21 protein-coding genes are annotated in these 26,267 nt (G+C 69.6%); 10 read left to right on the top strand and 11 right to left on the bottom strand.

The window, feature by feature from the left end:
• The first annotated feature begins 153 nt into the window (after positions 1-153).
• The 7 genes from VGR06_RS32810 (at position 154) to VGR06_RS32780 (ending at position 6,780) form a co-directional block, all read left to right on the top strand.
• Positions 154-1,203: an MCE family protein gene (locus VGR06_RS32810; RefSeq protein WP_414637384.1), complete on the top strand. Its 1,050-nt coding sequence runs from the start codon at positions 154-156 to the stop codon at positions 1,201-1,203.
• A complete protein-coding gene (locus VGR06_RS32805; RefSeq protein WP_327563065.1) occupies positions 1,203-2,402 on the top strand; it encodes an MlaD family protein in 1,200 nt (399 codons plus the stop codon). The genes VGR06_RS32810 and VGR06_RS32805 overlap by 1 nt, the downstream gene beginning before the upstream one ends.
• The gene (locus tag VGR06_RS32800) at positions 2,387-2,899 is read left to right on the top strand and encodes a hypothetical protein (RefSeq protein WP_327563064.1); all 513 of its coding nucleotides are present in this window, start codon (positions 2,387-2,389) and stop codon (positions 2,897-2,899) included. The genes VGR06_RS32805 and VGR06_RS32800 overlap by 16 nt, the downstream gene beginning before the upstream one ends.
• Before the next feature lie 14 nt (positions 2,900-2,913).
• Positions 2,914-3,480 (top strand): hypothetical protein, encoded by a 567-nt coding sequence (locus tag VGR06_RS32795; protein ID WP_327563063.1) that lies wholly within the window; start codon positions 2,914-2,916, stop codon positions 3,478-3,480.
• A 121-nt stretch (positions 3,481-3,601) separates the two neighbouring features.
• Complete coding sequence (locus tag VGR06_RS32790) at positions 3,602-4,231, top strand: hypothetical protein (protein WP_327563062.1); 630 nt, start codon at positions 3,602-3,604, stop codon at positions 4,229-4,231.
• 175 nt (positions 4,232-4,406) lie between these two features.
• Positions 4,407-5,825 carry a DUF6801 domain-containing protein gene (locus VGR06_RS32785; protein WP_327563061.1) on the top strand — a complete coding sequence of 473 codons (1,419 nt, stop codon included), beginning with the start codon at positions 4,407-4,409 and terminating at the stop codon, positions 5,823-5,825.
• A 25-nt stretch (positions 5,826-5,850) separates the two neighbouring features.
• The gene (locus VGR06_RS32780) at positions 5,851-6,780 is read left to right on the top strand and encodes a hypothetical protein (RefSeq protein WP_327563060.1); all 930 of its coding nucleotides are present in this window, start codon (positions 5,851-5,853) and stop codon (positions 6,778-6,780) included.
• 72 nt (positions 6,781-6,852) lie between these two features.
• On the opposite strand, the gene VGR06_RS32775 is transcribed toward VGR06_RS32780, so the two are convergent.
• The 6 genes from VGR06_RS32775 to VGR06_RS32750 all read right to left on the bottom strand — a co-directional run bounded on the left by VGR06_RS32775 (position 6,853) and on the right by VGR06_RS32750 (position 14,831).
• The gene (locus tag VGR06_RS32775; RefSeq protein ID WP_327563059.1) at positions 6,853-8,115 is read right to left on the bottom strand and encodes a helix-turn-helix domain-containing protein; all 1,263 of its coding nucleotides are present in this window, start codon (positions 8,113-8,115) and stop codon (positions 6,853-6,855) included.
• Between the two features lie 378 nt (positions 8,116-8,493).
• The gene (locus VGR06_RS32770) at positions 8,494-9,474 is read right to left on the bottom strand and encodes an Rv1681 family radical SAM protein (protein WP_327563058.1); all 981 of its coding nucleotides are present in this window, start codon (positions 9,472-9,474) and stop codon (positions 8,494-8,496) included.
• A complete protein-coding gene (locus VGR06_RS32765; RefSeq protein ID WP_327563057.1) occupies positions 9,468-10,277 on the bottom strand; it encodes an Rv1680 family SBP-like protein in 810 nt (269 codons plus the stop codon). The genes VGR06_RS32770 and VGR06_RS32765 overlap by 7 nt, the downstream gene beginning before the upstream one ends.
• Positions 10,278-10,290: 13 nt before the next feature.
• Positions 10,291-11,400: an Rv1679 family acyl-CoA dehydrogenase gene (fadE16, locus tag VGR06_RS32760; RefSeq protein WP_327563056.1), complete on the bottom strand. Its 1,110-nt coding sequence runs from the start codon at positions 11,398-11,400 to the stop codon at positions 10,291-10,293.
• A gap of 86 nt (positions 11,401-11,486) precedes the next feature.
• Positions 11,487-11,996: a hypothetical protein gene (locus VGR06_RS32755; RefSeq protein ID WP_327563055.1), complete on the bottom strand. Its 510-nt coding sequence runs from the start codon at positions 11,994-11,996 to the stop codon at positions 11,487-11,489.
• A 531-nt stretch (positions 11,997-12,527) separates the two neighbouring features.
• Positions 12,528-14,831, bottom strand: coding sequence for a tetratricopeptide repeat protein (locus VGR06_RS32750; RefSeq protein ID WP_327563054.1), 2,304 nt, complete (start codon positions 14,829-14,831; stop codon positions 12,528-12,530).
• A 129-nt stretch (positions 14,832-14,960) separates the two neighbouring features.
• Here VGR06_RS32750 and VGR06_RS32745 point away from each other — a divergent pair, with 129 nt between their 5' ends.
• Positions 14,961-15,449: a hypothetical protein gene (locus VGR06_RS32745; RefSeq protein WP_327563053.1), complete on the top strand. Its 489-nt coding sequence runs from the start codon at positions 14,961-14,963 to the stop codon at positions 15,447-15,449.
• 13 nt (positions 15,450-15,462) lie between these two features.
• On the opposite strand, the gene VGR06_RS32740 is transcribed toward VGR06_RS32745, so the two are convergent.
• The 4 genes from VGR06_RS32740 to VGR06_RS32725 all read right to left on the bottom strand — a co-directional run bounded on the left by VGR06_RS32740 (position 15,463) and on the right by VGR06_RS32725 (position 20,152).
• Complete coding sequence (locus VGR06_RS32740; protein WP_327563052.1) at positions 15,463-15,825, bottom strand: hypothetical protein; 363 nt, start codon at positions 15,823-15,825, stop codon at positions 15,463-15,465.
• 14 nt (positions 15,826-15,839) lie between these two features.
• A complete protein-coding gene (locus VGR06_RS32735) occupies positions 15,840-17,513 on the bottom strand; it encodes a hypothetical protein (RefSeq protein WP_327563051.1) in 1,674 nt (557 codons plus the stop codon).
• Between the two features lie 8 nt (positions 17,514-17,521).
• Complete coding sequence (locus VGR06_RS32730) at positions 17,522-18,118, bottom strand: hypothetical protein (RefSeq protein ID WP_327563050.1); 597 nt, start codon at positions 18,116-18,118, stop codon at positions 17,522-17,524.
• 102 nt (positions 18,119-18,220) lie between these two features.
• A complete protein-coding gene (locus VGR06_RS32725) occupies positions 18,221-20,152 on the bottom strand; it encodes a cellulase family glycosylhydrolase (protein ID WP_327563049.1) in 1,932 nt (643 codons plus the stop codon).
• Between the two features lie 220 nt (positions 20,153-20,372).
• Here VGR06_RS32725 and VGR06_RS32720 point away from each other — a divergent pair, with 220 nt between their 5' ends.
• Positions 20,373-22,649 carry a sialidase family protein gene (locus VGR06_RS32720; RefSeq protein ID WP_327563048.1) on the top strand — a complete coding sequence of 759 codons (2,277 nt, stop codon included), beginning with the start codon at positions 20,373-20,375 and terminating at the stop codon, positions 22,647-22,649.
• A 9-nt stretch (positions 22,650-22,658) separates the two neighbouring features.
• Positions 22,659-25,085, top strand: coding sequence for a carbohydrate binding domain-containing protein (locus VGR06_RS32715; RefSeq protein ID WP_327563047.1), 2,427 nt, complete (start codon positions 22,659-22,661; stop codon positions 25,083-25,085).
• On the opposite strand, the gene VGR06_RS32710 is transcribed toward VGR06_RS32715, so the two are convergent.
• A partial coding sequence (locus VGR06_RS32710; protein ID WP_327563046.1) for a flavin monoamine oxidase family protein occupies positions 25,082-26,267 on the bottom strand: 1,186 nt, incomplete at its 5' end. The two genes, VGR06_RS32715 and VGR06_RS32710, sit on opposite strands and share 4 nt — an antisense overlap.

Below are 26,267 nucleotides of genomic sequence, written 5' to 3'. Positions count from 1 at the left end.
CCTACCGCGGCAAGACCCGGCAACTGACCTGCACCAACGCCACCCACCACACCCGGACCCAACCCGCAGCCCCACCAACAATCACCGCCAGCACCCCAGCACACCCGGCACAACCCCGAGCCGCCTAAGTCCCTGGCATTGTCGTTGAGCGCCCTGAAGGGTCCCTTCATCGCACTTCTCCCGGCCCTGCTGCTGCTGGCCGGCTGCACGTCCGGCGGCGTGAGCAGCGTCTACGACCTGCCGCTGCCTGGTGGGGCGGACCTGGGTGAGCACCCGTACCGGGTCACCGTGCAGTTCGCCGACCTGCTGGACCTGGTGCCGCAGGCCGCCGTGAAGGTGGACGACGTGGCGGTCGGCCGGGTCGAGTCGATCCGGCTCGGCGGCAGCGACGGGTGGACCGCCGAGGCGGTGCTCGCCGTCAACGGGAACGTGTCGCTGCCCGCGGACGCGGTGGCCGACCTGCGCCAGTCCAGCCTGCTGGGGGAGAAGTTCATCGAGTTGTCAGCGCCACAGTCCTCCACCGGCGGCCGGCTGGTGGACGGCGCGGTGATCACGCTGGACCGCACCAACCGGCACGCCGAGGTCGAGGAGGTGTTCGGCGCGCTCTCGCTGCTGCTCAACGGCGGCGGCATCGGGCAGATCCAGACCATCAACCAGGAACTGGCCAAGGTGCTGACCGGCAACGAGGGCGAGATCCGCACCTTTCTGTCCAATGTGGACTCTCTGGTGACACAGCTCGACTCGCACCGTGACGAGATCACCGCCGCGCTGGACGGGCTCAACCACCTGTCGGCCACGCTGGCGAACCGCAGCGGTCAGGTGAAGGGTGCGCTGACCGACCTCACCCCGGGGCTGACAGCGCTCACCGGGCAGCGCACCGCGCTGGTCACCCTGCTGCAGTCGCTGGACTCGCTCTCCGGCGTGGCGGTGGACACGATCAACCGCAGCCGGGCGGACATCGTCGCCGATCTCACCGCGCTGGCCCCGATCCTGCAACGGCTCGCCGACGCCGGGCAGAACCTCCCGCAGGCGCTGGAGATCCTGCCCACGTTCCCGTTCACCGACCCGGTGCTGGACGCGGCCAAGGGCGACTACCTCAACATCTTCGTCTCGGTGCGGCCGGACCCGCAGTTCACCCAGCCGCTGCCGCCGCTGCCCCTGCCGCCGTCCGGACCGGTGACCGGCTCGGGAGGTGGGCGCTGATGCTCACCCGCCGAATTCGCATCCAGGTGCTGGCCTTCGTCGTCATCGCACTGTCCACCGTGGCCTTCGTCGGGGCGAGCTACGCCGGCCTGGCCAGGTCCGGCTTCGTCGTGCACCTGGAGCTGGCCGACGGCGGCGGCATCTTCACCGGCAGCGAGGTCACCTACCGCGGCGTCGCGGTCGGCCGGGTCGGCGAACTGCGGCTCACCGACGACGGCATGGAGGCCGACCTGGTCATCGACGACGGCGCGCCGGCGATTCCGGTGAACCTGCAGGCAGTGGTGGCCAACCGGTCCGCGATCGGCGAGCAGTACGTGGACCTGCAACCGCGCACCGGGGACGGGCCGTTCCTGGCCGAGGGCGCGCGGATCCCCCGCGAGTCCACGAAGCTGCCGCTGCCGGTGTCGACGGTGCTGTCGAACCTGAGCGCCCTCAACGAGTCCGTGCCGACCGACGCGCTGCGCACCGTGGTGGACGAGTTCTACGCGGCGACCCGGGACACCGGGCCGAGCCTGCAGCTGCTGCTGGACTCCTCGGCGGCGTTCACCAAGGCCGCCGCCGAGCACCTGCCGCAGACCTCGGCGCTGATCGGGGACGGTGCCACGGTGCTCCGCACCCAGGTCGACTCCGCGCAGGAGTGGCGGTCGTTCGGGCGCAACGCCAAGCTGTTCGCCGGCGAGCTGGCCCGCTCCGACGGCGACCTGCGCGCGCTGATCGGCTCGGCCCCGCAGGCGGCGACGCAGCTTTCCGGGCTGCTCCGGGACACCGATCCGGGCCTGGCCATCCTGCTGGCGAACCTGCTGACCACGGCCAACGTGTTCCAGGTCCGGGTCGCCGGGATCGAGCAGCTGCTGGTGACCACGCCGAAGGCGGTCGCCGCGACCTCGACAGCGATCACTCCGGACGGCGGGAACCTGTCACTCGTCCTGTCGTTCAACAACCCTCCACCGTGCACCGTCGGGTACGAGGGCACGCAGCGCCGGCAGGGCGAGGACGTGACACCGGGCGTGTTCAACACCGCGGCCGCGTGCACGCTCCCGGCCGGCGACCCCCGGCTGGTCCGCGGCTCGCAGCACGCCCCGGCCGCCGGGGTCCCGCCGGCCGCGACGCCGGGCGGCTCGCTGCCCGGTCCACTCGGGGAACCCGCGCTGCCGGCGGTGTCGGCGAACCTCAGGGAGCTGCTGTGGTTGCCAAACTGAGCCTGCTGAAGATCGCCATCGTCCTGCTCGTCGCCGCGATCGCGTTTGCCGGCTGGGCCGGCTGGACATGGCTTCGTGCCTCTGGGGATGACGCGCTCAGTTTTGCCGCCGCTCGGGATGAGGCGTTGCTGGCTGGCCGCCAGCAGGTCGCTGAGCTGACCACGCTCGACTACCACGACGTGGATGCCGGGCTGGCGCGCTGGCTCGCGGTGTCCACCGGTCCGCTACACGACAAGCTCGCCGGTACCGACGAGCAGACGAAGAACTCGTTGCGGCAGGGCGGAACCGTGTCCACCGGCGCGGTGCTCGACGCCGCGGTCGGCGAGCTCGACCAGCACGCCGGCACCGCGAAGCTGCTGGTGTCGGTGGAGATCACCCAGGCCACGCAGGGCACCGCCCCGGCCACCAGGCGAAACCGGTTCGTCGCGGCGCTGACCCGCACCGGCGCCGGCTGGAAGCTGTCGGCCCTCGACCAGGTGCCGCTGGGCGCCGGATAAGGAGCTGGGCAGAAGTGACCACACAAGTCGAAGAGCCGGTCGAGATAGAGTCCACAGTGGACGATGTGGACCGCCGGCGGGTGCCCTGGTTGGTGTTGTCGCTGCTGACTGCGGCGGTTCTGCTGGCTGGGGCCGGCGTCTGGTTGACCATCACCGCCGGCGGGCTGAGAACCTCGCCGTCGGCGCGGAACCGGGCGTTGCTCGACCCCGCGGCGACGGCGGAGGTGAATGCGTCGATAACCACGTCGCTGAACAAGATTTTCTCGTATTCCTACGACAAGACCGAGGTGACCGAGCAGGCCGCGGCCCAGGTTCTCCGCGGCGGGGCGCTGGACACTTATCACCAATTGTTCGCCCAGGTACGCGCGCTCGCTCCGCAGCAGAAGTTGGTGCTCACCACGCGGGTGGTGAGCAGCGCGGTGCAGTACCTGAACGGCGAAGACGCGCGGCTGCTCGTATTCCTGGACCAATCGGCGACCCGGGTGGACAACAATTCCACCGGCGCGTCCGCCGCTCAACTGTCCGTGACCGCGAAACGCGAGGGTGGCATATGGATAATCACAGACCTGATTCCAAGATAATGCTTGCGCGCTAACCTACTCGGCGGTAATGTAGGGATATGGAGCCCGATTACCTGGGTGCTCCTTGTGAAATCACGCCCACGGACCGTCTACAAAACAATTGTGGAGGGATTGGTTCCTCATGCGCAGATACCTGCACGTTCTGCTGGCCGGCGCCGCGGCCGCCGCGACCATCATCGCCGGCGCGACGGCGGCCTCGGCCGACCCGATCACCCCGAGCAGCTGGTCCGTCTCCCCCGGCGGGGCCGCCAACGGCACGGCCGGGACGACGCTGCTCACCATCCAGGAGAGCGGGATCGAGCTGACCTGCCAGTCGTCGACGGTGACCGGCGCGATCCTGGAGACCGGGGCCACCGGCAGCCCCGCCCAACTGGTCACGCTGCCCGCGGGCAGCGTCGCGTTCCAGGACTGCTCCGGCCCGTTCGGCCTGGTCTTCGATGTCGAGCACGTCGGCGACTGGCACCTCAACGGCGTCACCTTCGACCCGGCCACCGGCGTGACCACCGGGACGCTGACCGACATCACGGCCAACATCACCGGCTTCGGCTGCTCGGCGTCCGTGGCGGGCACGGTGGGCGGCACCTACACCAACGGCACCGGCCAGCTGGCCATCGACCCGGCCGCGACGCTCCTGGTCACCCGCGTCGACCCGAGCGACAACTGCTTCGGGTTGATCAACGAGGGCGAGCACGGGTCGTTCGACGGCACCTACACGATCGACCCCGCCCAGACGATCACGGGCACGGCCTGACTGACCCACTTGTCACGGGAACTTCCTGCGACAGGACCGACTTGTCACGGGAACTTCCCGCGACAGGACCGACTTGTCGTGGGAACTTCCCGCGACAAGTCGGCCCCTGGGCCGGCAATGATCCACAGGACTCGTGAGGCGGGTGAGGCGAATGCGGTTGCGTAGGGCGGCCGTCGTGACCGCCGTCGGTGCTCTCACTGTGGCCGGCGCGTTGGCCGGACCCACGGTGAGCGCCGGGACCCCGGCTGCGCTCGCGTACACGTGCCAGTTTCCCGGTGGGGCGCACCAGGTCGGCGTCCAGATCTCCGCTGCCGTGCCGGAACGGGGAACCGCGGGCGCGGCCATCCAGCCGGACGCGGTCGCGGTCAACCTGGTCCTGCCGCCGGGGGCACTGGCCGCGACGTCGGTGTCCGGCACGGTGAACCTGACCGTTGCGATTGCCCAGAAAGAGACCTCGGTCAACGCCGGCTGGTCCGGGCTCGTGCTGCCGGCCACCCCGGTGCCGGCGGACGGCGAGCTGGCCGTCACCGCGACCGGCGCCGTGGCCCCGGTGACGGTTGCCGAGCCGGGCGAGGTCACGTTCGTGGCCGGTGACCTGATTCTGGAGCTGGTCCCGGACCCTGCCACCGATCCAGCCACGTGGACGGTGTCCTGCACCTTGGACCCTGGCCAGGACGCGACACTGGCCAGCGTCGAGGTACCGGACATCAGCGGGCCGCCGGCGTCCGCCGCGACGTTGAGTACCTCGCCGCCGGCGGGCACCGGCATCACCGTCGGACCGGAGCCGCGGGCTGCCTCTGGTGGGGCCGGGGTGACCGCGAATCCCGTTGAATGCGGCGTCATCACGCCGATTCCGGGGCAGGAGAAGCAGACGAACTGCGCCTTCGTGCCCGGCTTCGCCAACATCAGGAAGCTCAAGGCGTCGATCCTGGTCAAGGCGCCGCTCGTCAACGTCGCCCTCGGCCCGGGCCGGGCCCAGCAGCCGCCACCCGGGTCGCCACCCGGCACGCCGGTCACCGTCATTCAGGACAGCCTGGCCGAGGTCGCCGCCGCGGACAGAAGGTTCCCGATTCTGGAGGGCACGTTCCTGGCTTTCGGGTTCCTGCCGATATCGGCGACCCTGGAGCTGACTCAGGTCGGTCAGATCACCATTCACGGTGAGTCGCAGGGCAGCGGGCTTCCCTGCCAGCCCGGGCAGCCGCCCGGCGGAACACCGCGATGCACGCAGTATTTCATCAGGACGACCGCGAGCCTGGCCGCTCGAATTGACCACGTGAAGGTCAACGGCGCCGATCTGGACGTCGGGCCGAACTGCCGCACCGAGCGGCCGCTCGACGTGGTGGTACAGGGCGGAACCCCGGCGTTCATCAACGTCCGCTTCGGTGGGCCGCTGTCCGGATTCGTCGAGATTCCGCCGTTCTCCGGCTGCGGCACGACCGATGACCTCGACCCGTTGCTGACCGGAACGGTGTCCGGTCCGGGGAACTTCATGAAAGTGATCCAGGGCGCGCTGTGCAACCCGCGTCCGGAGGTACCGCCGTCGCAAACCGCCTGCCCGCCAACGGAACCGGCGAACCCGCCGCCTACCGGTTAGCTCAGAGAAAAGGAGTGAGACGAAAGTGAACGGTGGCAGATATTCCAGATTTGCCGGTGTGGCGCTCGCCGCGACGGTCGCGCTCATCGCGTTCACGGCCCCGGCGTCCGCCGCGCCCACCCTGCGCGGCGAATGGGCCCCGCTCAACCGCTGCCCGGTGGACGACCCGGCCATGCTGGCCGCGACCGGCACCACGACCGTGGCCTCCTGCCTGGCCTCGCAGTCGGCCAGCGGCTCGATCAAGATCGGCAACGTCACGGTGACCTCCGGCGTCATCGACCTGCAGCTCGGTCTGGTCAACACCAGCGGGGTGTTCTCGGTCGTCCCGCCCGCCGGCGGCGCCATCGTCTCCGAGCCGATCCAGGTGCCCGGGGGCCTGCTTGGCCTGATGTGCCCCAGCAACATCCCGTTCGTCTCGGTAATCTGCGACCAGCTGGCGAACGGCGCGCTCAACACCGTCACCGCCACCGTGGAACCCGCCGGTGCGCCGTCGGACTTCAGCCTGGCCGCCGGCCTCGGGTCCGGCGCGCCGATCGTCACCGTGCCGATCAGGATCCACCTGAGCAACCCGTTCCTCGGGTCGAACTGCTTCATCGGCTCCAGCGCCAACCCGATCGTGCTGCGCCCGGCCAACCTGACCGCGCCGACCGCCCGGCTCGTGCGGTTCAACCCGGACGGCACCGCCAGCACGACGGGCTCCCTGGTCAGCATCGTGGCCAGCGGGGCGAGCCAGTCCGACACCACGTTCGCCGTCCCGGGCGCCTCCGGATGCGGCCTGTTCGGCCTGCTCAACGGCGCGGTCAACCTGCGGCAGGGCCTGCCGTCCGCGGCCGGCAACAACAGCATCGTGCTCAACGACTCGGTGAACCACCTCACCGGGTTCCTGGCCCCGGGCAGCCTCGCCCCCAACGAGGGCCGGCAGCTGTCGACCCTGTGGCACGCGGCAGTTTCCTAGCCCGGGCGTGTCCCGCCTTCCCGTAGGCGTGTCCCGCCTTCGCGTAGTTGTGTTCCGCGCTCAGGCAGTTTCCTAGCGGCGCGACCGGGGTGATCGGGGAGCGGGCAGCCGTACGTCGGCACGCGGCGGCGGCCCGCTCCTCACCGGCGCCGGCATCGCCTTCGCCCGCAGGACGAGCTCCAGCTCGAACCGCAGCCGTGGTTCCCGGAGCCGCTCGCCGAACGTGGTTTCCAGCTGCCGCAACCGGTAGCGCACGGTCTGCGGGTGAACGTTCAGCTGTGCGGCCATGTCCGGCACGCTGCCCTGGGTGTCCAGCCAGGCGTTGAGGGTCTCGAGCATCCGCTCCTGCTGCCGCGCGGTCATCCCCTGGGTGGGGCCGAACACCCGGTGCTCCAGCTGTTCCAGCAGCCGGTCGTCGGAGCGCACCAGCACGGTCCACAGGTGGTCGTCGCAGTGCACCACCGGCCCGGCCTCGATCAGCCCGTCCTCCACCAACTCCAGGGTTTTCCGCGCCCACCGCAGCGAATCCGCCGCGGCCTCCAGCGCGGTCGCCGGCCCGACCGCGAGCCGGCACTCCGGCAGCGCCGCCCGGATCGCCGCGATCCGCTCACCCGTCGGCGGTCCCGGGAGAAGAAGGTGCGGCCGCCCCCCGTCCAGCTCAGCCAGGATGTCCGCATCCAGCAGCGGCACCCGCTGGTTGTGCCCCGTCCCCGGAAGCCCTTGCACCGCAACGGGTGTAGCCACGTCCGGCACCGCCCACCCGACCAGCTGCGCCAGCTCCCCGATCGCCCGGGCCGGCGCCAGCGGCGTCTCCAGGATCAGCTCCAGCAGCCGTCGCCGCCAGGTCTCCAGCGCCCCCGCCGAGCACGCCTTCGCCTCGAGGTACCCGTCCAGCGCCACCGACGCCAACCGGTCCATGAACGAGAAGATCGCGTCCGCCAGTTGCGACATCACCGTCGAGGAAAGCCCGTTCCGCTTCCCCACCCGCATGATCCGCCGCCACGCCACCCGCGCCCCGATCCGGTACGCCGCCTGCAGCGCGTCGAGACTGCGCCCCTCCCGCATCTCGTTCTGCCCCAACTTCCGGTGCACTTCGTAGCATTGCTGCGCCGAGACCTCCGGGTTCGCGATCTGCTCCACGAACAAGGCCGTCGCATGCTGCACCCCGGCCCGGATCGCCTGCCCGTACGGCCCGTCCAGCGGCCCCGCGTACGACGGGATCGCCGTCCGGATCTCGTCCACGATCTCCCCGGCCAGACTGCCCAACTCCGGCCTGAAGATGCTGGCCAGCCGCCGCGGCAGCACCACATCGTCCAGCCGGTAGTCCACCGTCATGGCAGCTCCTCACCTCGCCGTTGAGGGTCCCTCACCGCCCATATCGAAAACTTACCCCCAAATGTCACATGATCCCGGCGCCAGGTAACGAAACCGTGCGCCACCGTCCGCTCGCCGAACGCCGGGTCCCTACTACGGCAGCCACACTTCGTAACCATGTTGGCGCCTCACGTCGCCGTGTTGGCGTCTGGCGTGGGTGTGTTGGCTGGTGACGATGCCGCCGGACACCGCCGAGGACAACCCCGACGCACACCCGGCCAACATGGCGACGCCACAGGCCAACATGGCGACGCCAGGGGCCAACACACCGAACACCACGAAATGCGGCGTAGTACTAAGAGCCGATTGCGGGCGCCGGCCACGCGCTGGTGCTCTGCCTCAGGCGCACGGGAACCATTGGGCGGCTTGGGTTTGGTGGGCGCGGTGGGCGGTGAAGCGGCGGTGGACCCCGGTGATGGCCGCTTCGAGGGGGAAGAGGTCGCGGGTGACCAGTTGGTCGGGGTGGTCGGCGCCGACGGGGTGCCAGTAGATGCCGTCGGCGGTGGCGGTGATTTCGGGGATGAGGGTTTCGGTGTTGAGTTCCAGGCCGGTGGTGGCGGAACCGCGGTGGGCCAGGGCGCGGATGACCTGGTCGGGGCGGGAGATGCCGAGGGAGTCGAGGAAGGTGTGGAAGGTGGCGACGTCGGCCGTCTGTCCGAAGGGGAGGGTGGCGGCTACGCGGACACGGAAGCCCTCGGATTGGGCGGTGTGGATGCCGGCGAGGGCGCGGGTCCAGGTGCCGCGGCCGCGGTGCTGGTCGTGAACTTCGGGGGTGGGGGAGTCGAGGCTGATCTGGAGGGCCAGGCGGTCGCGGTCCATGCGGCGGAGGCGTTCGAGGCGGGTGCCGTGGAACAGCATGCCGTTGGTGAGCAGGGTGGTGGGCAGGCGCGCGGTGCAGGCGGCGGCGAGTTCGTCGATGTCGGGCAACAGGAACGGTTCGCCGCCGGTGAGGAGGAGCTCGCTGACGCCGGACGCGGCGGCTTCGGCGGCCAGGCGGCGGACGCGGTCGAGGCCGAGGGCGCGGCGGGGGGTTCGTGGGGAGGAGCGGGCGCAGCAGTAGTCGCAGGCGAGGTTGCAGTCGAAGTTGGTGTAGAGCCACAGTCGGGTGCCGGGGGGCCGGTCGGTCACCGGATCGACAGGGCGGCCGCGGCGGACCACGGCGCCGGAGTCATCGATCCTGACCAGTTGGTTGCCGGTGCGGGCGCACCATGCCTCGACGGTCGAGGCGTCGCCGGGGTGGAGCGGAACCGTTGTGGTGGCCCCGGAAGCGAGGGCTCCGACGCGCTCGACGAGGTCGAGGATCAGCGCCGGGTTCACCATCGGGGCGGGATGTCCTGCTCGCGCACGGCTTCGAACAGGGTGGCGTAGCCGTCCAGTTCGGGCGGGACCCAGCGTTTGAGGCCCTCCAGTTCCAGGATCGGGCGGTGGTCGGGGTTGTCCCAGTCCATGGCGAACAGTTGCTCGACCCAAGGGGCCGCCCGCTCCTCGGGAAGGGACGGCAGTGCGGTGAAGTTGCAGTGGCTGTAGGTCGGTGACTCCCAGACGGCTTCGAACGCGCCGGGCATCAGCTCGTCGCGGCCGATCGCCTCCCAGGTGTTGATGCCGATGGCCGCGGCGTCCGCCTTCTCGTCGAGGACCATGCGCAGGGCGTCCAGCTCGCTGCGCCCGGTGTCGCCGTGCTTGCCGACGTCGCTGTTGATGCGCACCAGATCCACGCCGTCGCCGAGGCCGGCGTGCTGGAGGAAGTGCACCGGCAGGATGGCGGCCTGCGCGGAGTCCTGTGATCCCAAGGCGAGCCGCCGGCCGCGCAGCGCGTCCAGGCCGTGCAGCCCGCTGCCGGCGCGGGCCACGAGCAGGGTGCGGAAGACGGTGTCGACGTCGCGCATGGCCAGCGCCCGGGCGGCGCCGTCGGTTTGCGCGACGGTGCGGACCCAGGCGAGGTTGGTGTTCCAGGCGATGTCGATCGTGCCGGCCAGCAGAGCGTCAACTTGGCGGCCGTAGTTGGAGAACAGCACGAAATCCATCTCGGCCGGGCTGCCGGCGAAGTAGTCGCGGATGCCTTCCCAGATGGTGACCACGTTGGGTGTGTAGGCGACCGCGCCCACGATCAGCGGCTTGCTCACCTCGACGCTCCTCTTAGAACAGTGGTTGCCCGGTGATCGCCTTGCCGTAGAAGTCGTAGAGCACGTCCGCGGTCGGCGCCATCACGTGCCCGGCGCGGGCGTCGCGGAAGTAGCGGTCGAGCTGCAGCCGGTCGGAGAACGCCGCCCCGCCGCACACCCGCATCGCCGCGTCGGTGATCCGCAGCGCCGCGTCGTTGGCCGCCGCCTTCACGCCGAGCACGTGCAGCATCGTGTCGTCCCGGGGCTCGACCAGCCGGGCGGCGGTCTGGTCGAGGTACGACCGGGTCTGCGCCAGCTCGATCGACATCCGGGCCAGCTGCGCGCGGATCGTCGGCAGCGTGGCCAGGTTCTCGCCGAGGTGCTCGAACCGGGCGCCGCCGGCGTGCTCGACCGCCGCGTTCACCGCAGCCTGGGAAAGCCCGACCGACACCGCGGCGTTGCCCAGGTTGAACCACGGCAGCACGGCCTGCATCATCAGCTCGAACCCGCTGCCCGGCGCGCCCAACCGGTAGCCCTCGGGCACCTCGACGTCCAGCGTCATCGGCGCCGAAGCGTTGCCGCGCAACCCCAGACCGCGCCACGGCCCGGACACCGTCAGGCCGGGCGTGTCCGCGGGCACGGCGAACACCTCGACCGCGCCGGCGCGCAGGGTCGACGCGAGGTAGAGGTCGGCGTACCCGGCCGAGGTCACGAAGCTCTTGCTGGCCTGTACCACCAGGCCGGCGCCGTTGCTCACCGCTTCGGAGACCGGAGCCCAGAAGTGCGAGCGGGACCCCGCCTCGGAGAACGCCAGCGTCCCCAGCAACCGCCCGGAAGCGAGGCCGGGCAACGCGTCCGGCATTCCCGGAGGCGGGGCCGCGGCCACCGACATCGCCGCGCTCACATGCATCAGGTAGATCATCGCGGTCGAGCCGCACACCTCGGCCAGCGCCGTGATCACCTCGACCAGCTCGTGCGGCCCGCCGCCCAGGCCGCCCACCTCCGCCGGCAGCGTGAGCCCGAGCAACCCCGAGGCCCGCAGCGCTTTCACCGCGTCATCCGGGAAGCTGCCGGTCGTGTCCACCTCGCGAGCCGACCGGCCGGCAGCCGCGAGCGCATCATCGAGCCGGGCCTTGTGATCCACCGCGCACCGTCCCTTCGGCACCCCATGGAAGACCCGTGCCCGACCGGACACAACCGTCCGGTCGCTTACCGATCCCTTACGGGTGCTCAGAACGGCCAGCGCCCGCCGAAGCGCGCGGCGAGCTTGCGGTCCTGCCCGAACACCCGGCCCGCCGGCACGATCGCCAGCAGCAGCAACGGGAACAGCTCGTTCAGGTACTCCCACAGGTAGAGGTTGGTGGGCAGCAGCATGATCCAGATCGGGCCGATCAGCAGCAGCCCGACCGTGGCACCGAGCCGCGCGGCGATCCCGAGCAGCAGCAACAATCCGGCGGCGATCTCCGCAAAGGTGAGGAACCACGCGAAGAAGCCCCAGTTGCCCAGCACGAAGTCGTGGTAGATCCAGCGCAGCGGCTGCCAGGTGTTCCGCGACGCGCCGTCCAGGATCCCGCGCGCCGCCGGCTGGTTGACCAGGTTGAACGAGATGAAACCCCAGTCGAGGTTGTTGTTCTGGTTCAGAAACACCTTCGCCAGCCCGTTGGTCAGCCAGATCAGGCCGAACAGCACCCGCAGCGCCGCGAAGCCGCCGCCGAACATCCGTGGGTTGACACCCTCCATCGCCGATCCTCACCGAAGTGGACAGGTCACCCCGATGATGCTCCTCCGGTGAACAAGATCGGCCTTACCGGTTGGTTACGACACGATGGGGCCGGGGCGGTAGAGGGCGCCGTAGACGCCGCTGACCGTGGAGCGGGCGACGCGGAGGGTGAGCTTGCCCTTGCGCAGGGCGGGGCAGAGGCGCAGGGCCGTGTCGGCGCAGGGTTGGCAGATCGGGGGTTCGGCCGTGGATCTGCAGTCCCACCTTGTGGCAGTAGGTGGCTGATGTGACACATGTGGCTGGCGGTACGGTCGGCGACGCGATGAATGACTCTTTCAGTGCGCCAGCCGCAGTGAATGAGTCATTCATCGCAGGCTTCGTTGCCTCTTTAGCAACACGAGTTACTCCAGCAGTGGCGTGTGTGACTGCGGGGCAGATGAGGCGCTCCGAAGTGCGATGAACGACGCGTTCACCACGCCCAGCGCGAGGAAAGACGCTTTCATCGCATCCCCTGCGCAAGGGCGGACAACGGCTGCGACGTCGAACACCCCCTAAGCCGAAGCGCGGAGCTTGTCGCGGACCTGGTGGGCGTTGGGGTGGTCCAGCTCCTCGAAGATGGCGAGGGCAGCTGTCCAGGCCTGGGTGGCGGCGGCGGTGTCGCCGTGGGCGTGGTGGGCGTCGCCGAGGGTGGTGAGGGTTTCGGCTTCGCCTGCGCGGTCGCCGGTTTTGCGGACGCGGGTGAGGGCCTGGCGGTAGCGGGTGATGGATTGGCGGTGCTGGCCGAGGCGGGCGTGGATGGCCCCGAGGCTGTCCAGGGCCCTGGCCTCCTCGCGGAGGTTGCCGAGCCGGCGCCCGAGCGTGGCCGCCTGCCGGCAGTAGGTCAACGCCCGGTGATACTGCCGGTTGAGGCTGTGCGCCAGGCCGAGCGCGTTGAGCGCCTTGACCTCGCCGGCCGGGTCGCCCGCCGCTCGGAACAGATGACGGCACCGCGACGCGCGATGGAGGGCGTCGCGGCCGTCGCCCCGCGTCTCGGCCAGCGCTCCCAGCACATAGTGGGCGTTCGCCTGCCCCTTGGGGTTGCCGGCCTCGCCGTACAGGTCGAGGGCGCAAGTCAGGTGCGCATGCGCGTCGTCGTACTGCCGCAGGCGAAAGTGGGCGTGCCCCAGGTCGAAGTGGGCGTGCGCCTGCGCGGCCAGGTCACCGAGCCGCCGGGCGGCGGTCACGGCGACGCGTTGGGCGGCGACCCGGTTGGGCCAGAGGCCGCGGTAGCTCTGGAAGGTGTGCAGGACCCAGGCCAGTTGCCAGGTGTGTACGTCCATGCCCGAGCCGGCGGCCAGGTCGAGGGCGGCGAGCAGGGCCGGGTGCTCGCGCGCGAACCAGTCTTCGGCCTGCGCGACGGTGGCGAGCGGTTCGGGGGAGACGCCGGGGGCCGCGGTGCTGGGGATGATCGCGTCGCGGTGCGGGGCGAGCAGCCGGTCGGCGGCGTGGGCGGTGAGCAGGTAGTGGTCGAGCATCCGGCGGGTGGCCGCGTGCCGCTCGGTGGCGTGGGTGAGCTCGGTGGCGAAGGCGCGGAGCAGATCGTGGAAGGCGAACCGGCCGGGAACCGGCTCGATGATCAGGTGCGCGCGGGCGAGCCCGGCCAGCAGCGGCCGGACTTGAGCAGCCCGCCGGCCGGCCAGGCTCGCCGCCGCCGCGATGTCGAGGTGCGGGCCGGGATGCACCGCTAATAGCCGGAACAGCCGCGCCGGTGGATCGCCGAGGGTGCGGTAGGAGCAGGAGAACACGGCTCGGATGTCGGTGGTCGGATCGCCGGAGCTCAGCACGTCCAGGATCGCCCCGGCATCGCGTAGCTCCCCGGCGAGGGCGGCGAGGGGGAAGCCGGGGTGGGCCGCGGCCCGGGCGGCCGCGACGGCCAGCGCCACGGGCAGCCGGGCGCACCGGGAGATGATCTCGTCCACGGCTTCGGGTTCGGCCGTGACGCGGTCGGCGCCGAGCCGGTGCGCCAGCAGCTGCCGGGCATCGGCGGCCGGCAGTGGAGCCAGTACGACCGGGTGCGCGCCCTCGGCGGCCACCAGTCCCGAGAGCTGGTCGCGGCTGGTCACCACCACGGCGTTGCCCGGATCCCCGGGCAGCAGCGGGCGAACCTGATCGACGTCCCGCGCGTTGTCCAGCACGATCAGCATTCGCCGGCCGGCGAGCCGGCTGCGGTAGAGCGCGGCCTGGGCGTCCGGATCGAGCGGGATCCGTTGCGGGGGAACGTCAAGCCCGTCAAGAAACCGGCGGATCGCGTCGCTGGTGCGCACGGCCGAACCGGTCGGGTCGAAGCCGCGCAGGTTCACGTACAGCTGGCCGTCCGGAAACCGGTCGGCCACCCGGTGCGCCCAGTGCACCGCCAGGGCGGTCTTTCCCACACCGGCCGTGCCCGACACGGCGGCGATGGCGACCGCCGGCGCCTCGGCCAGCAGCACGTCCAACTGAGCCAGATGTTCGGCACGGCCGCAGAATCCGGCGATGTCGGCGGGCAGTTGGTGTACCGTCGCCTTCCCCGCGTGCCGGCCGCCGGTGCGGCGGTGCCGCTCGGCGACCCGGTCCCGCGCGGTGGCGAGCGAGCCCTGCTCGGCCGCGGTGGCACCGAGCAGCCCGATCAGTGCGTCGAACCGGTCGACGGGCGGCAGGGTCTTCCCGGTGAAGTACTCCGCGATCGCGGTGTGGGACCAGCCGGTTCTGGCGGCGATCTCCCGGTAGCTCAACTCGCTGTCCCGCCGCTGCCGGGCGTGCCGGCGCCGCAGTGCCCGCAGCAGCCCGGCCAGCTCTCCCAGCGTCGACGGAATCTGATCTTTTGACCTGTCAGCCATGTCCCGCGCTCCCCCGCGCTTGTACGCCTTCGTACGGCGCTGGACGGAATCGACGGTACGCCCCACTGGTTCCCGCGACCATCTCACCGGATCGGTGACACGGCAGAACTCATAGACAGGAGTGTGTGCATGATCTTGTTCAATGGGTTGGGCCGGCGATTGAGCGGCTTCCTCGTCGGCGTGCTGGTTGCATTCTTTGCGGCCACGCTGTCGGCCGTGCCGGCGCAGGCGACGCTCGGACCTCCGGAACCCGTTGATTTTCAGCTGACCGGCTCGTGGAATGGCGTTGTCATTCAAGTGGGTCGGTTGGTAGGGTCACTGCAGTTCGATGACAGCAACTCGCTCTACCGGTTGGATTTGACGGTCTGTCGTCAATCGAGCTACACGGCCCCGAATGTCTCGGTCTCCGTCAACGGCATTCCCCAGTCGGTCCCCCACGGTCCGCCACTACGACCGGATCTCTGCCCTCCGAGAGAACCCTCCTGGGGAATCAGCGGCCTGCTCACCTACAATGGGGTCATCAACAACATCTCGCTCAAGATCGACGGGCTTTTCTTCGACGGTTCAACTGCTACGCCGAAATCCAAGGGCAGAACCTACGACAACCCGTTCAACTGACACCTGACCGCGGTTACCCGTGGAACGCGGCGTTGATGGCCTTCGTCAGCTCGGCGACCGTGTTCACCAGCGGGGTGACGGGTTTGACGAGGGTGGTGAGCCGGTCCAGGATCCGGCTCACCACCCCGGGGTCCGGTTGGGGTTTGGTCAGCTCGTCGTGCAGTATCTCGGCGGTGGCGACCGCGGTGCCGGGGAGCTCGGCACTGTGCCGGTCCAGCAGGGTCATCAGCTCGGTGAGCAGCTCGGTGGTGTTGGTGGGGGCGGTGAACTGCTGGCCGTGGCTGGTGGCGCGGGCATTCTGGCCGACGGCCTGGTTGCCCACGTTCATGGTGCCGCCGGATTGCTGGATGCCGTAGTTCTTGTTGCTTTCCGGCATGATGGGTCCTTCGGTCAGGCCGGTTTGCCGGCCGCGGGCTGGGTGGTTTCGGGAGTGGGGAACTGCACGGTCGCGGTGGCCTCGCTGCCGACGGCCTGGTTGCCGACGTTGCTGATTCCGCCGGTTTGGATAATGCCCTGGTTGAGGATGGTCATCTGGCGGTTGCGGAACTCCGTGGTGTCCACGTCGTGCTCGTCGAGGAAGTCCAGCAGCGCGGCCAGCACGTGCCGCTCAATGAGCTTGAGGTGCTTGGCGGCGTCGGTCTTCTGGAAGTAGTTGTGGTAGTTGGCATCCGCGGCCTCCTCGCGGACGCTGAACCGGGCGCCGTAGTTGTAGCCGAGGTCCTGCGCTGCGATCGTGCGTTCCACCGTCCGGCGCCGTTCCCAGCGCCACCGGAAGTTCAGGTCCCGCACCACATGGACAGGGGCGCGCGGCACCGCGCCGGGCAGCGCGCTCGCGGCTCTGGCCAGCAGGCGGCCGAGCGCGGCGGCGGTGAGCATCGGGGTGAGCCGGTCGACGTCGTGGTACTGCTGCCAGAGCGGGCCGAGGATGGTGCGGTCGCATTGCAGATAGAGCAGCCGCCCGTCGGTGGAGAAGTGCAGGAACGTGCTGGCGACCACCTCGCCGCCCCAGGACGGGACCTGCGCGCAGAGGTAGTGCCGGGCCGAGCCGTGCGGTTGCGCGGCGAGTCGGGCCAGGGCGTCGTCGGGGAGGTGCTGCTGAGGTGCCTGGTCGCGTCGGGGCAGGAGTTCCTCGTGCGCGGTCAATCCTTCGCCGCTGACGAAGACTCGCTCGGTGAGGATCAGCCCGGGAAGTTCGTTCGGCTCCAGGGCGATGGTGCGCAGTCGGTCGCGCACGTAGGCGACCAGCTCGACGATGTCCAGTAGCACCACTTTCTGGCCGTCGGTGGACTGGTCCGCGTCGTGGCGCAGGGTCGGCAGGGCGAACGACCAGGTGGAGATGATCGGGCCGTGCCCGATGAACGGGGTGAAGCCGTCGTAGATCGTGACGTTGCCACTTTCCGACTGCGCCATCTGCTCGATTCGTTCGGACAGCCAGGCCTGGCCGGGCGGCAGTGGTGGGGCCGCGTCGGGGCGGAATGCGGCGCGGGTGAGCTCGCGGAGCAAGGTCGCCCGCCTGCGCCATTCGTTCCACACCATGAGGGCGTACATCGCGAGCCCGGTGAGCAGCGCCAGCCATGGCAACCCGACGAGCCAGCCGGCGACCGGGGGTTCCGGATTCCGGTTGCTTCGGGTGGGTTCGGGGGCGATGCCGAGCGCGTTCACCAGCAACACCGACAGGAGGAGTAGGGCTACCAGCGCCGCCAGGGCGATCAGGGCGTCGCGGAACCTGCGGGACTCCCCGGCCCGCCGGGCGAGGCTGCCGCCGGCCGGAAGGATCACCAGCAGCGCGATGATCGTCCACAGTGGAGAGAGGATCAGCGCGAGCACCAGCGCCGCCAGCAGGCCCCAGTCCCGTATCCGCCGCTCGCGTCGTTCGGCCAGCGCGTGCAGCAGCACCGGGCGCAGCGACAACCCCACCGACGGTGCGACCGCGTGCAGGTCATCGCGGAACAGCGCCTTGAGGGCCCGCTCGGCGAACCGCTCGTCGGTGTGCGCGGCCACGCACAGGTAGCGCGTGGTGTCGTCAGTGGAGAAAGGTGATTGCTGCTTCACCGATCGTTTCATCGATCCCCTTACCAGAACGATTTCGGTGTGTTGGTCCGGCGTTTGGCCGCCCGTTCCGGGCGGCGAGCCGCGGCTGCGGGGCTCTGCCGTTGCGCGACCACAACGGCGCCGAGCACCAGTCCGAACAGCACGCCGAACGACGCCGATGCGCTGAGCTGGCCCAGGAAATACTCGGCCGTCAGCCTGCCGGAGGAGGTGGGAAATATCACCGGCTCATCCAGCAGGGTCGTCACGATGACGGCGGCGGCCATCCCGGCGGCCACGGCGCTCAGCGCGATCGCCCCCACGGTGGCGACGAACACACCCATCCCGCCGGCGCTCTCCCGTAGCCAGCGGGACACCCGGGTCAGCCCCGCGATGGCGAACCCGACGAACAGGATCGTCCGCAGATTGGCCGACCAGAACTGAAACGGGCCGAAGATACCGGGGTCCAGCTGCCAGCTCGGATAGAAGACCATCACGTCGATGAGGCGGAGGGCCGAGTCGGTGTCGGTCAACGAGTTCTGAAGATCCCGGTTGAGCCAGGGACTGCCAATCACCAGAACGTATCCGAGCAGTACGCCGACCCCGGGTGCGAGCAGTCGTGGCGGATCCCCCGAGTTCATCGTCACAGTGAGCTAACTTAGATCACCCGCGGGCATCGCTGCTACAGCCGATCGGCGTACCGGGTGGCGGTGTTTCCGCCACCCGGTACCCGGGCCTGCCGGTCAGCTGGTGGTGCAGCTGACCACGGTGACGCCGCCGGTGACCTGTCCGTTGGCGACGAAACCGAAGGTGGTGCCGGCGGCCGGTGCCAGTGCGCCGTTGTGCGGGGCGTTGGTGACCGTGCTGCCGGTCAGCGTGCCGTTCCACAGGTTGCTGATGGTGCGGCCGCTGGCCAGGGACAGCACCACGGACCAACCCCGGCTGGCGGTGGTGCCGGTGTTGGTCACCGCCACCTCGGCCTGGAAACCGGTGTCCCAGGAGTTGGTGGTGCGGTAGGTGGCGGTGCAGCCCGAACCGCCGCCGCTGCCCGGTTGGGTGGTGGCGGAGACGGCCGTGGAGGCGGCGGAGGTGTTGCCCGCCGCGTCCCTCGCCCGGACCGTGTAGCTGTAGGTGGTGGCCGGGCTCAGACCGGTGTCGGTGAAGGTGGTTCCGGTCGCGGAGCTCACGATGGCGCCGTTGCGGAAGATCTGGTAGTTGCTGACCCCGACGTTGTCGGTGGACGCGGTCCAGGACAGCGACGCCGAGTTCGATGTCGTCCCGGTCACCGTCAGTCCTGTTGGGACGGACGGGGCGGTGGTGTCGATCGGGCCGCCGTTGTACCGCTCGGCCAGGTTGATGCTCGTGGTGCTGCCGTCGCCGCCGAGCCGGACCTGGTGGTCGAGGCTGACGAACTTGCTGTTGAACTGCCAGAGCGCGGGCTTGAGCAGGTTGTACTTCTGCTCGTCCCAGGTGCGCCAGTCGTCCAGCAGCAGGCCGCCGGTGTCGCCGGAGTTCGGGTTGAGCACCCAGAACGTCTGGTGCAGGCCCTCTTCCACGATCAGGTCGCGGAGCGCCGTCATCCAGCGGTCCTGCCGCTCGTCCTGGCCGAGGCGCCCGCCCCACTCGCCGATCAGCAGCGGCGCGATGTTCTCCTCGTGGATGTAGAGCCAGTTCGGCCGCCACACGTCGGTGGTCAGGGTCGCCTTGGTGAACGGCACCTGGAACCACGGCTGGTTGAACACCAGCGGGCCGTAGTCGTGCGGGGAGTACACCAGCTGGTCCTGGTTGGCGCCGAGGTTGACCGGGAAGTCCCTGACGCCGCGCAGGTTTCCGCCCCACCAGTTGTAGAAGTAGTTCGGCGTCAGGTCGGGGTCGGTGTTCGGCGAGCTCCAGGTCTCACCCGGCCGCGGGTAGACCTCGATGCCCTCGCACAGGATCAGCACGTTCGGGTTGATCGCCAGGATGCGCCGGCCCGCGGTTTCGCAGGCGTTCTTGAAGTTGTCGGCGTCGGTGGTGCCGTCCCACTTCGCCCGCGGCGGCTGGTTCGGCGTGCCGTGCGGCTCGTTCTTGATGTCCATCGCGACGATGGTGTCGTTGGCCTTGTACCGGTCGGTGACCCATTCCCAGGCCTGGTAGAACTGCTCGGCGGTGATCGTTCCCTTGAACCACAAGGGATAGATGTGCCCCGAGTTGTCCGCCTCGGCGCTGTGCACGTCGAGCATGACCTTGATCCCCAGCTGCTCGCACAGCCCTAGCCAGAAGTCCCAGATCTGCAGGTTGTTCTTGCCCACCAGCTCCGGGTTGGCGAACGTGTTGACGTTGGGCTGCGCCACCGTCTGCCCGTTCTTCCACTCCAGCAGCACCTGCGCGGAGATCGGCACCCGGACGATGTTGATGCCGCGCTGGGCGATCGCCCTGGTCAGCTCCGTGATGTTGGCCGACCACAGCCCGTGGAAAACCCGCTCCGAAGCGTTGAACCCGAACCAGTTCGCCCCGGACAGCGTCACGCGGTTGCCGTCCTCGTCGACGATCCGGTTCCCCTGGACGTGCAGCCAGTCCTTGGCCGGGACGGCAGCCGCCTCCGGGGCCGTCGCGGTGTTGACCGCCAGCGCCGACGCCGCGATGGCGAGGGCGGTGGCCAACCGTCGTGCTCGACCCCAACGTGTGAAAGCCATCTGGGTCACACCCCTGACCTCGTCGAACCTGTGGACGCCGCCCGGCACAGCCGCACACAGGACGCGCGGCAGGCCATTCTGGGAGCGCTCCCAGCACGTAGTGTAAGCACATCGGCCGGCCAGGTGACAAGGTTCATCGTGCTACCCCATCCGAGTGAAATGCTCACCAGTCCACGGGCAACCCCGTAACAAGGTGACATCGAGCACGGATGATCAGGGCGTGCGATTGCTCAAGATTGGTGCGAGTGCTGTCCTTGCCGTGGGGTTGACCGTGCCGGGCGCCGGCCCGGCGGCGGCCGTCACCACCGTGGTGGCGATCGAGGGCGCCTCACCGGACGGGGCGGCGGTGAGCCTGGGCGCTCCGGAGTCCATCGTGGAGTCGACCACGGTGCCGATACAGGCTCCGTTCATCAGCTACGGCATGGATGTCGGAACGGCCGCCGCACCGGTTCGCCGGGTGTCCGTGCCGTATTTCACCATGTACGACTTCGTCCATCCGTGGACATACGGGCAGAAGGACAGCGTCAACGGCGGGGTGTCGTTCCAGACCGGGACCTATCACGGGTCCGCGGTGGCGTTGGACGATGGCCCGTCGCTCGCCTGGGACACAGATTTCGCGGCCCCCGCGCCGGTCGGCCCGACCCGGAAATTCAACCTTCAGTATTACTCGCCCGCGGAGGCGACGTGGACGCCGGCGGCACAGGCCGACGTGAACATCAGTCCGCTGAGTTTCGCGACCGGGGCTCGGTTCTACCCGGACAGCGTCATCCAGGTGCCTGGCGGGCCACTTCTCATGGGTGGTCACGGCAACGCGCCCGACATGACGGGGATGCTGCTGCAGAGCATCGACAACGGCGCGCACTGGACGTTGCGAAGCGTGATCGGCGCGGGCACCCCGACGCTCGACTACACCGAGGTGGGGATTGTCCTGAACTCGGTTGGTGACCTGGTCACCGTCATTCGCAGCCAGAATCCGAACATCCATGACGACACCGGTTATTTCAACCTCAAGATTCGGCGTTCCGCCGATCTGGGGCTGTCGTGGGAGACGTCGGCTCCGGTCGCGTTGCCGGCGGCTTTCGACGCCCGGATCATGCCGCGATTGAGCCTGCTGCCCAACGGGATGCTCGTGCTGGTGGGTGGCCGCTCCCATAACTGGATCGCGGTATCGGCCGCCGGTGACGGCCGTTCCTGGGAATTCATCGACACGTTCTACCGCAACTATCCCAGCGGCATCACCGGCGATCAGACGCTCAACTACGGGTCGAGTGGTAACGCCAGCCTGGCGTGGACCGAGTCCAACCGGGTTCTCCTGACCGCGGACACCTGCCACGTCCTCAAGAACCTGGACACCGGCGTGGTCACCAACAACTGCACCCGGGACGGCAAGCTGAGCCCCAACACGGTGCCAGGGATCCAGCGGGTGCTGGCCGATGTGCTGCGGCGCGGGACGGGGAAGATCGACCTCGCTTCGAAGTTCCGGGCCGGCACCGTCCAGGTGGGCACGACGCTGGGCAGCACGTTCGCCGCGCATCCGCGTACCGGGCCGGCGGCGGCGTTCGACGGCAGCACCGAGCTGTGGTCCAGCGCGATCGCCGCCGGTGCGGCGCAGGGCACCTTCGACATCACGCTCGACGCCGTCCACACGCTGAACCGGATCGGCCTGAGCCAGTCCATCGGCCACACCCAGTCGACCATGGTCCAGACCAAACTCAACGCGGGCGATCCGTGGAGCGACTGGTTCACCGCCGGGCCGCGCAAGAGCTTCGCCCTCACCCACTACGAGCCCACCCCGCGGCAGGCGCGATACGTGCGGCTGGTGACCGGCGCCTCCGACGGGTGCCTGCCCGGAGCCGGCGCGAGTTGCAGCGTGCTGAACGAGGTGGAGCTGTATTCCACTGTAGACTCGTTCGAGAACGACCCGCTGTCCGGAGCGCCGCCCCGCGGGTGGGTCACGAAGGAGACCGTCGTCGACGGCGCCGGCCGGATCGGTTGCTGGGTCACGCAGAGCACCTCCGGCAGCGGCAGCAGCCGGGCCTTGGTGATCAACGACGTCTACCCCGACCACCTGCCGACCGCGTTCGCCAAGGCTCCGGCCGCGGCCAGCCGAACCGTCGAGTTCCGGGCCAAGGTCACCCAACGCCCGGCGTCGGGCGGCACCCTGCTGTTCAGCATCCGCAACACCTCGGCACTGACGTTCCAGAATGACGAGTTCGCCTACCACTTCGGGCTGAACCGGGACGGCAGCATCACGTACCACGCCGGCGGTTCCTGGCATCCACTGGCACCAGCGAACACCGTGACTCCGACCGACTGGAACAAGATCACCCTCCAGCTGACCGCGGCCAGCGCCACGGTGTCGGCCAACGGGGTCGTGGTGGGCACGGCCCCCCGGGCCGACGGGGCCAGCGGCAGCCTCTTCGGCCCGCAGTTCGGCTCCAGCTCCACCCTCGGTACCGGCGAGCAGTACCTCATCGACGACGTGCTCATCACCTAGGGGAGCGACATGGCCCGTGGGCGAACCGCGTTGGCACTCGGCCTGCTGGCCGGTGCGCTCGCTCTGCCGAGCACAACCGAGGTCCACCGGCCGGTCGCGCTGCTGGCCGACTGGACGTCCGCCCGGCTCGTGGCCAACGCGGGTTTCGAGGAGTCCGGGTCCGCTGCCGCGCAGTGGACGGTCACCGGCCCCGCCGGCGCCGTCTCGATCATCGCCGCCCCGGCACACGGCGGCGGCCGGGCGCTCAAGGTCAGCGACACCGGCGCCGACGGCGTGTCGGTGCGCGGCCGGCCGTTGGCGGTGGTGCCCGGCGAGGCGCTGACCGCGCACGCCTGGGCGCAGCGGATCGACCAGCAGGCCGGCACGCTCTACCTGGAGTACTGGCGGGCGGACGGCACGCGGATCGACGACGCGACGACGAGCCGGGACATCGCCGCGGTCGCCGGCTGGCAGGCGGTCACGGTCGCCGGCCCGGCCCCGCCCGACGCGATCACGGCGACGGTGCTGATCTACAGCAAGCTGGCTGCCGTCGGCAGTACCGCCTGGGACGACGTCACCGTCGACTCCGCGCCGCCGCCGGTCCGCAAGGTCCCCAACGGTGACTTCGAGGCGCTGCGGGAAACCCCGAAACCGACCTCCTGGGCGGTTTCCGGTGGCGGCGGTACCGCGCAGCTGGTCAACTCGCCGACCCACAGCGGAAACCGCGCACTGCGCACAGTGGACACGGTGAACGGGACCGGCGGCGACGTGACCGTGCTCAGCCGGGCGGTGCCGGTCTCGGCCGGCGAGACCCTGACGGTCACCGTGCAGGCCATGGTGGTCAGCGGTCTGGCCGGCTCGCTGTACGTGGAGTACCGCCGGGCCGACGGGTCCACTCAGGACTCCTACAAGACGCGAACCGACGTGACCGCCGGCGCCGGCTGGCGACCCGTCACCGCCACCAAGACGGCGCCGGCCGACGCCACCTCGGTCACCATCCGGCTCTACAGCGCGTTCGCCGCGGTGGGCACCACGCTCTGGGACGACGTCACCATCAGGTCAAATCTGGACACCGCGTACCAGGAGGGGATCGGCGGCGGCAGCGTGCTGTTCGCCGGCGACCAGCGGGTGGAGTCCTACACCGGCCTGAGCCGCCGCGTGATCAAGGGCGTCCCACACGGCGATCCGGCCCTACCGGACGGGGACACCGGAGTGGTGCTGGCCGGCGGAACCTGGGACGACAACCCGCGGCTCAGCGGCACCGTGCTGCGCGACGCCGGCGGCACCTACCAGATGTGGTACAGGGCCGGGGCCGGAATGGGTTACGCCACCAGCACCGACGGTGTGGTCTGGACCAGATTCGGCAGCGGCCCGGTGTTCCCGGACGGGCCGGGTGGTGTCGTGGAGAACCCGCGCTTCGACTCCGCCGATCCGGCCAGCTGGCGGTACCACACCCTGTACCCGCAAAATGGTGACTACTACGCGGCCGCGTCCCGGAACGGGTTCGACTGGCAGACCATCAACTCGGGCAACCCGGTCCTGCCGGGCTGGGACGTCGCGAACGTCACCTACGACCCGGCAGGCGGCCGGTACGTGGCGCTCACCAAGCAGTACCCGGACACCGCGCCCTCCGGCCCGCGGACGGTCTCGGTGTCGTTCAGCACCGATTTCCTCCACTGGACCGCGCCGCGTCACGTGCTCGGCTCGGACGTTCTGGACAACGAGACCGTCAAGGCCGCCAACCCCGGCAAGCCGGACGCCGTGTCCGAGATCTACGGCATGGCCGGAATCCGCTACGGCGAGCAGTACCTCGGTGTCCCGTGGATGTTCGACATCCACGAAGTCCCGTCGCCGGACAGTGATCCCGGCCCGGACAAGGGCCGCGCGCACCTCGAGCTGGCCGCGTCGCAGGATCTCCTCAACTGGAGCCGGCCCGACCGGAGCCCGCTCATCACCGACGGCGGTTTCAGCTCGTGGAACTGGGGATTCCAACTCGCCGGCACCACCCTGCTGCCCGTGGGGGACGAGGTGCGGCTCTACTACGGATCGTTCGCCGGCGAGCACTCCTGCACGGCAGCCGATGTCCTCGCCGCACGCTGCGCCAAAGCCATGGGGAACAGCCGGATCGGCCTCGTCACCTGGCAACGCGACCGGTTCGTCGCGCTCCATGCCGCGCCCGGCGGAGGCAGCCTCGTCACCAGAACCCTGGCGCCCAGCGGCAACCGCGTCATCGTGAACGCCAACCCCGGCGCCGGCCAGCTCCGCGTCGCGCTGCTCGACGCCGGCGGCATCCCGGTACCCGGCTACACCGCCGCCGACGCAGTCCCCATCACCGGCGACAGCCTCGCCACGGCGGCAACCTGGCAGACGCACACCACACTTCCCAGCACCGGCGGCCCGTTCCGGCTGAGCTTCGCGCTCACCGCCGGCGACCTCTACTCCTACGCGATTGCCTAGTCTTCCCAGGGGATCTCGTTGCGCAGGCCGGTGTGGATGGCGTAGGCGTTCTTGACGGCGGCCTTGAGGGCGCCTTCGACCCAGCGGCGGTGGCGGCGGTCGCAGGCGTCGTTGGCGAACCAGATGCGGTTCACCGGGCGGATGACGTCGTGGTAGAAGCCTTCGCTCATTTCGAAGGGGCGGAAGAGGGGGCCGATGCCGCAGGCAAAGTAATCCAGGGCCCAGTCTTTGTAGACGCCGAACTCGAAGGTGTCGCGGGCTTCGGGGTGGATCTTGGACAGGTCTTCGAGGGCTTGGGCGACGCATTCCTCTTCGGCCAGCGGGGTGTAGGGCATGCTGTCCTGCTCCCAGCAGTAGCTGGCGATCATCACGCCCTTGGAGTGGCGGCGGTCCTGGCCGGCGGGCGGGTAGACGATGTTGCGGATGGCCAGGTCGGTGACCGACAGGCCGTGGGTGATGCCGTACTTGGTCTCCCACCAGCGCTCGCTGAACTGCATGAACAGCTTGTGTGCGCGGCCGTAGTAGGTGTTGCGGATCGCGTAGTGCTTCTCCGGGTCGAGGCCTTCCATTTCCATGAACCGGAGGCTGGAGAGCGGCACGGTCACGATGCACTCGTCGGCGGTGACGCTGCGCTGCTGGCGGCCGGTGCGGTAGTGCACCTTGACGCCCGCGTCGTTCTGCTCGATGCCATGGACCTGAGCGCCCAGTTTGATGTTCTCCATCAGTTCGGCCTCGAACGCGCGGGGGAGGGTGTCGGCGCCGTCCACGATGTAGACGAGCTGGCCGAAGACGTCCTCGTAGTAGTGCAGGAACCATTCCAGCAGGGAGAAATGGTAGCGACCCTCGAGGTTGTACAGCGGGCCGAGGATCTCCAGCGCGCCGTCGCTGAGCTTGCGCTCCTTGAGGTAGCTCAGCAGCGAGTACTTGTCGTAGTCGGCGAGCAGCCGGTTGAACGCGGTCGCCTCGTCCTCCTGGCTCATGATGTCGATGAGCGGGCGGACGGTCTCCTTGAGCAGCTCCTGTGGCTCTTTCCCGAGCTCGTCCGAGGTCAGGTCGAAGTTGAACTGGTCCGCGTGGAACTCGCTGCGCCGGACACCCTTGCCCTGCAGGAAGATGAACGAGTCCTCGTCGTACATGGGGAAAGGCTCGGTCTCCAGGTTGAACTTGTCGTGAATCAGCCAG

It is taken from the genome of Actinophytocola sp. (genome assembly GCF_036002505.1).
In the GTDB taxonomy this organism is placed as follows: domain Bacteria; phylum Actinomycetota; class Actinomycetes; order Mycobacteriales; family Pseudonocardiaceae; genus DASYTH01.
This window is presented reverse-complemented; position numbering and strand designations above follow the sequence as displayed.

Excerpts from the sequence above, each read along its gene's own strand:
- VGR06_RS32755 (WP_327563055.1), bottom strand. The coding sequence starts at position 11,996 with ATGGAGGGTGTCAACCCACGGATGTTCGGCGGCGGCTTCGCGGCGCTG.
- VGR06_RS32715 (WP_327563047.1), top strand. The coding sequence starts at position 22,659 with ATGGCCCGTGGGCGAACCGCGTTGGCACTCGGCCTGCTGGCCGGTGCG.
- VGR06_RS32745 (WP_327563053.1), top strand. The coding sequence starts at position 14,961 with ATGATCTTGTTCAATGGGTTGGGCCGGCGATTGAGCGGCTTCCTCGTC.
- VGR06_RS32775 (WP_327563059.1), bottom strand. The coding sequence starts at position 8,115 with ATGACGGTGGACTACCGGCTGGACGATGTGGTGCTGCCGCGGCGGCTG.
- VGR06_RS32740 (WP_327563052.1), bottom strand. The coding sequence starts at position 15,825 with ATGCCGGAAAGCAACAAGAACTACGGCATCCAGCAATCCGGCGGCACC.
- VGR06_RS32725 (WP_327563049.1), bottom strand. The coding sequence starts at position 20,152 with ATGGCTTTCACACGTTGGGGTCGAGCACGACGGTTGGCCACCGCCCTC.
- VGR06_RS32805 (WP_327563065.1), top strand. The coding sequence starts at position 1,203 with ATGCTCACCCGCCGAATTCGCATCCAGGTGCTGGCCTTCGTCGTCATC.
- VGR06_RS32735 (WP_327563051.1), bottom strand. The coding sequence starts at position 17,513 with ATGAAACGATCGGTGAAGCAGCAATCACCTTTCTCCACTGACGACACC.
- VGR06_RS32790 (WP_327563062.1), top strand. The coding sequence starts at position 3,602 with ATGCGCAGATACCTGCACGTTCTGCTGGCCGGCGCCGCGGCCGCCGCG.
- VGR06_RS32730 (WP_327563050.1), bottom strand. The coding sequence starts at position 18,118 with ATGAACTCGGGGGATCCGCCACGACTGCTCGCACCCGGGGTCGGCGTA.
- VGR06_RS32750 (WP_327563054.1), bottom strand. The coding sequence starts at position 14,831 with ATGGCTGACAGGTCAAAAGATCAGATTCCGTCGACGCTGGGAGAGCTG.
- VGR06_RS32770 (WP_327563058.1), bottom strand. The coding sequence starts at position 9,474 with ATGGTGAACCCGGCGCTGATCCTCGACCTCGTCGAGCGCGTCGGAGCC.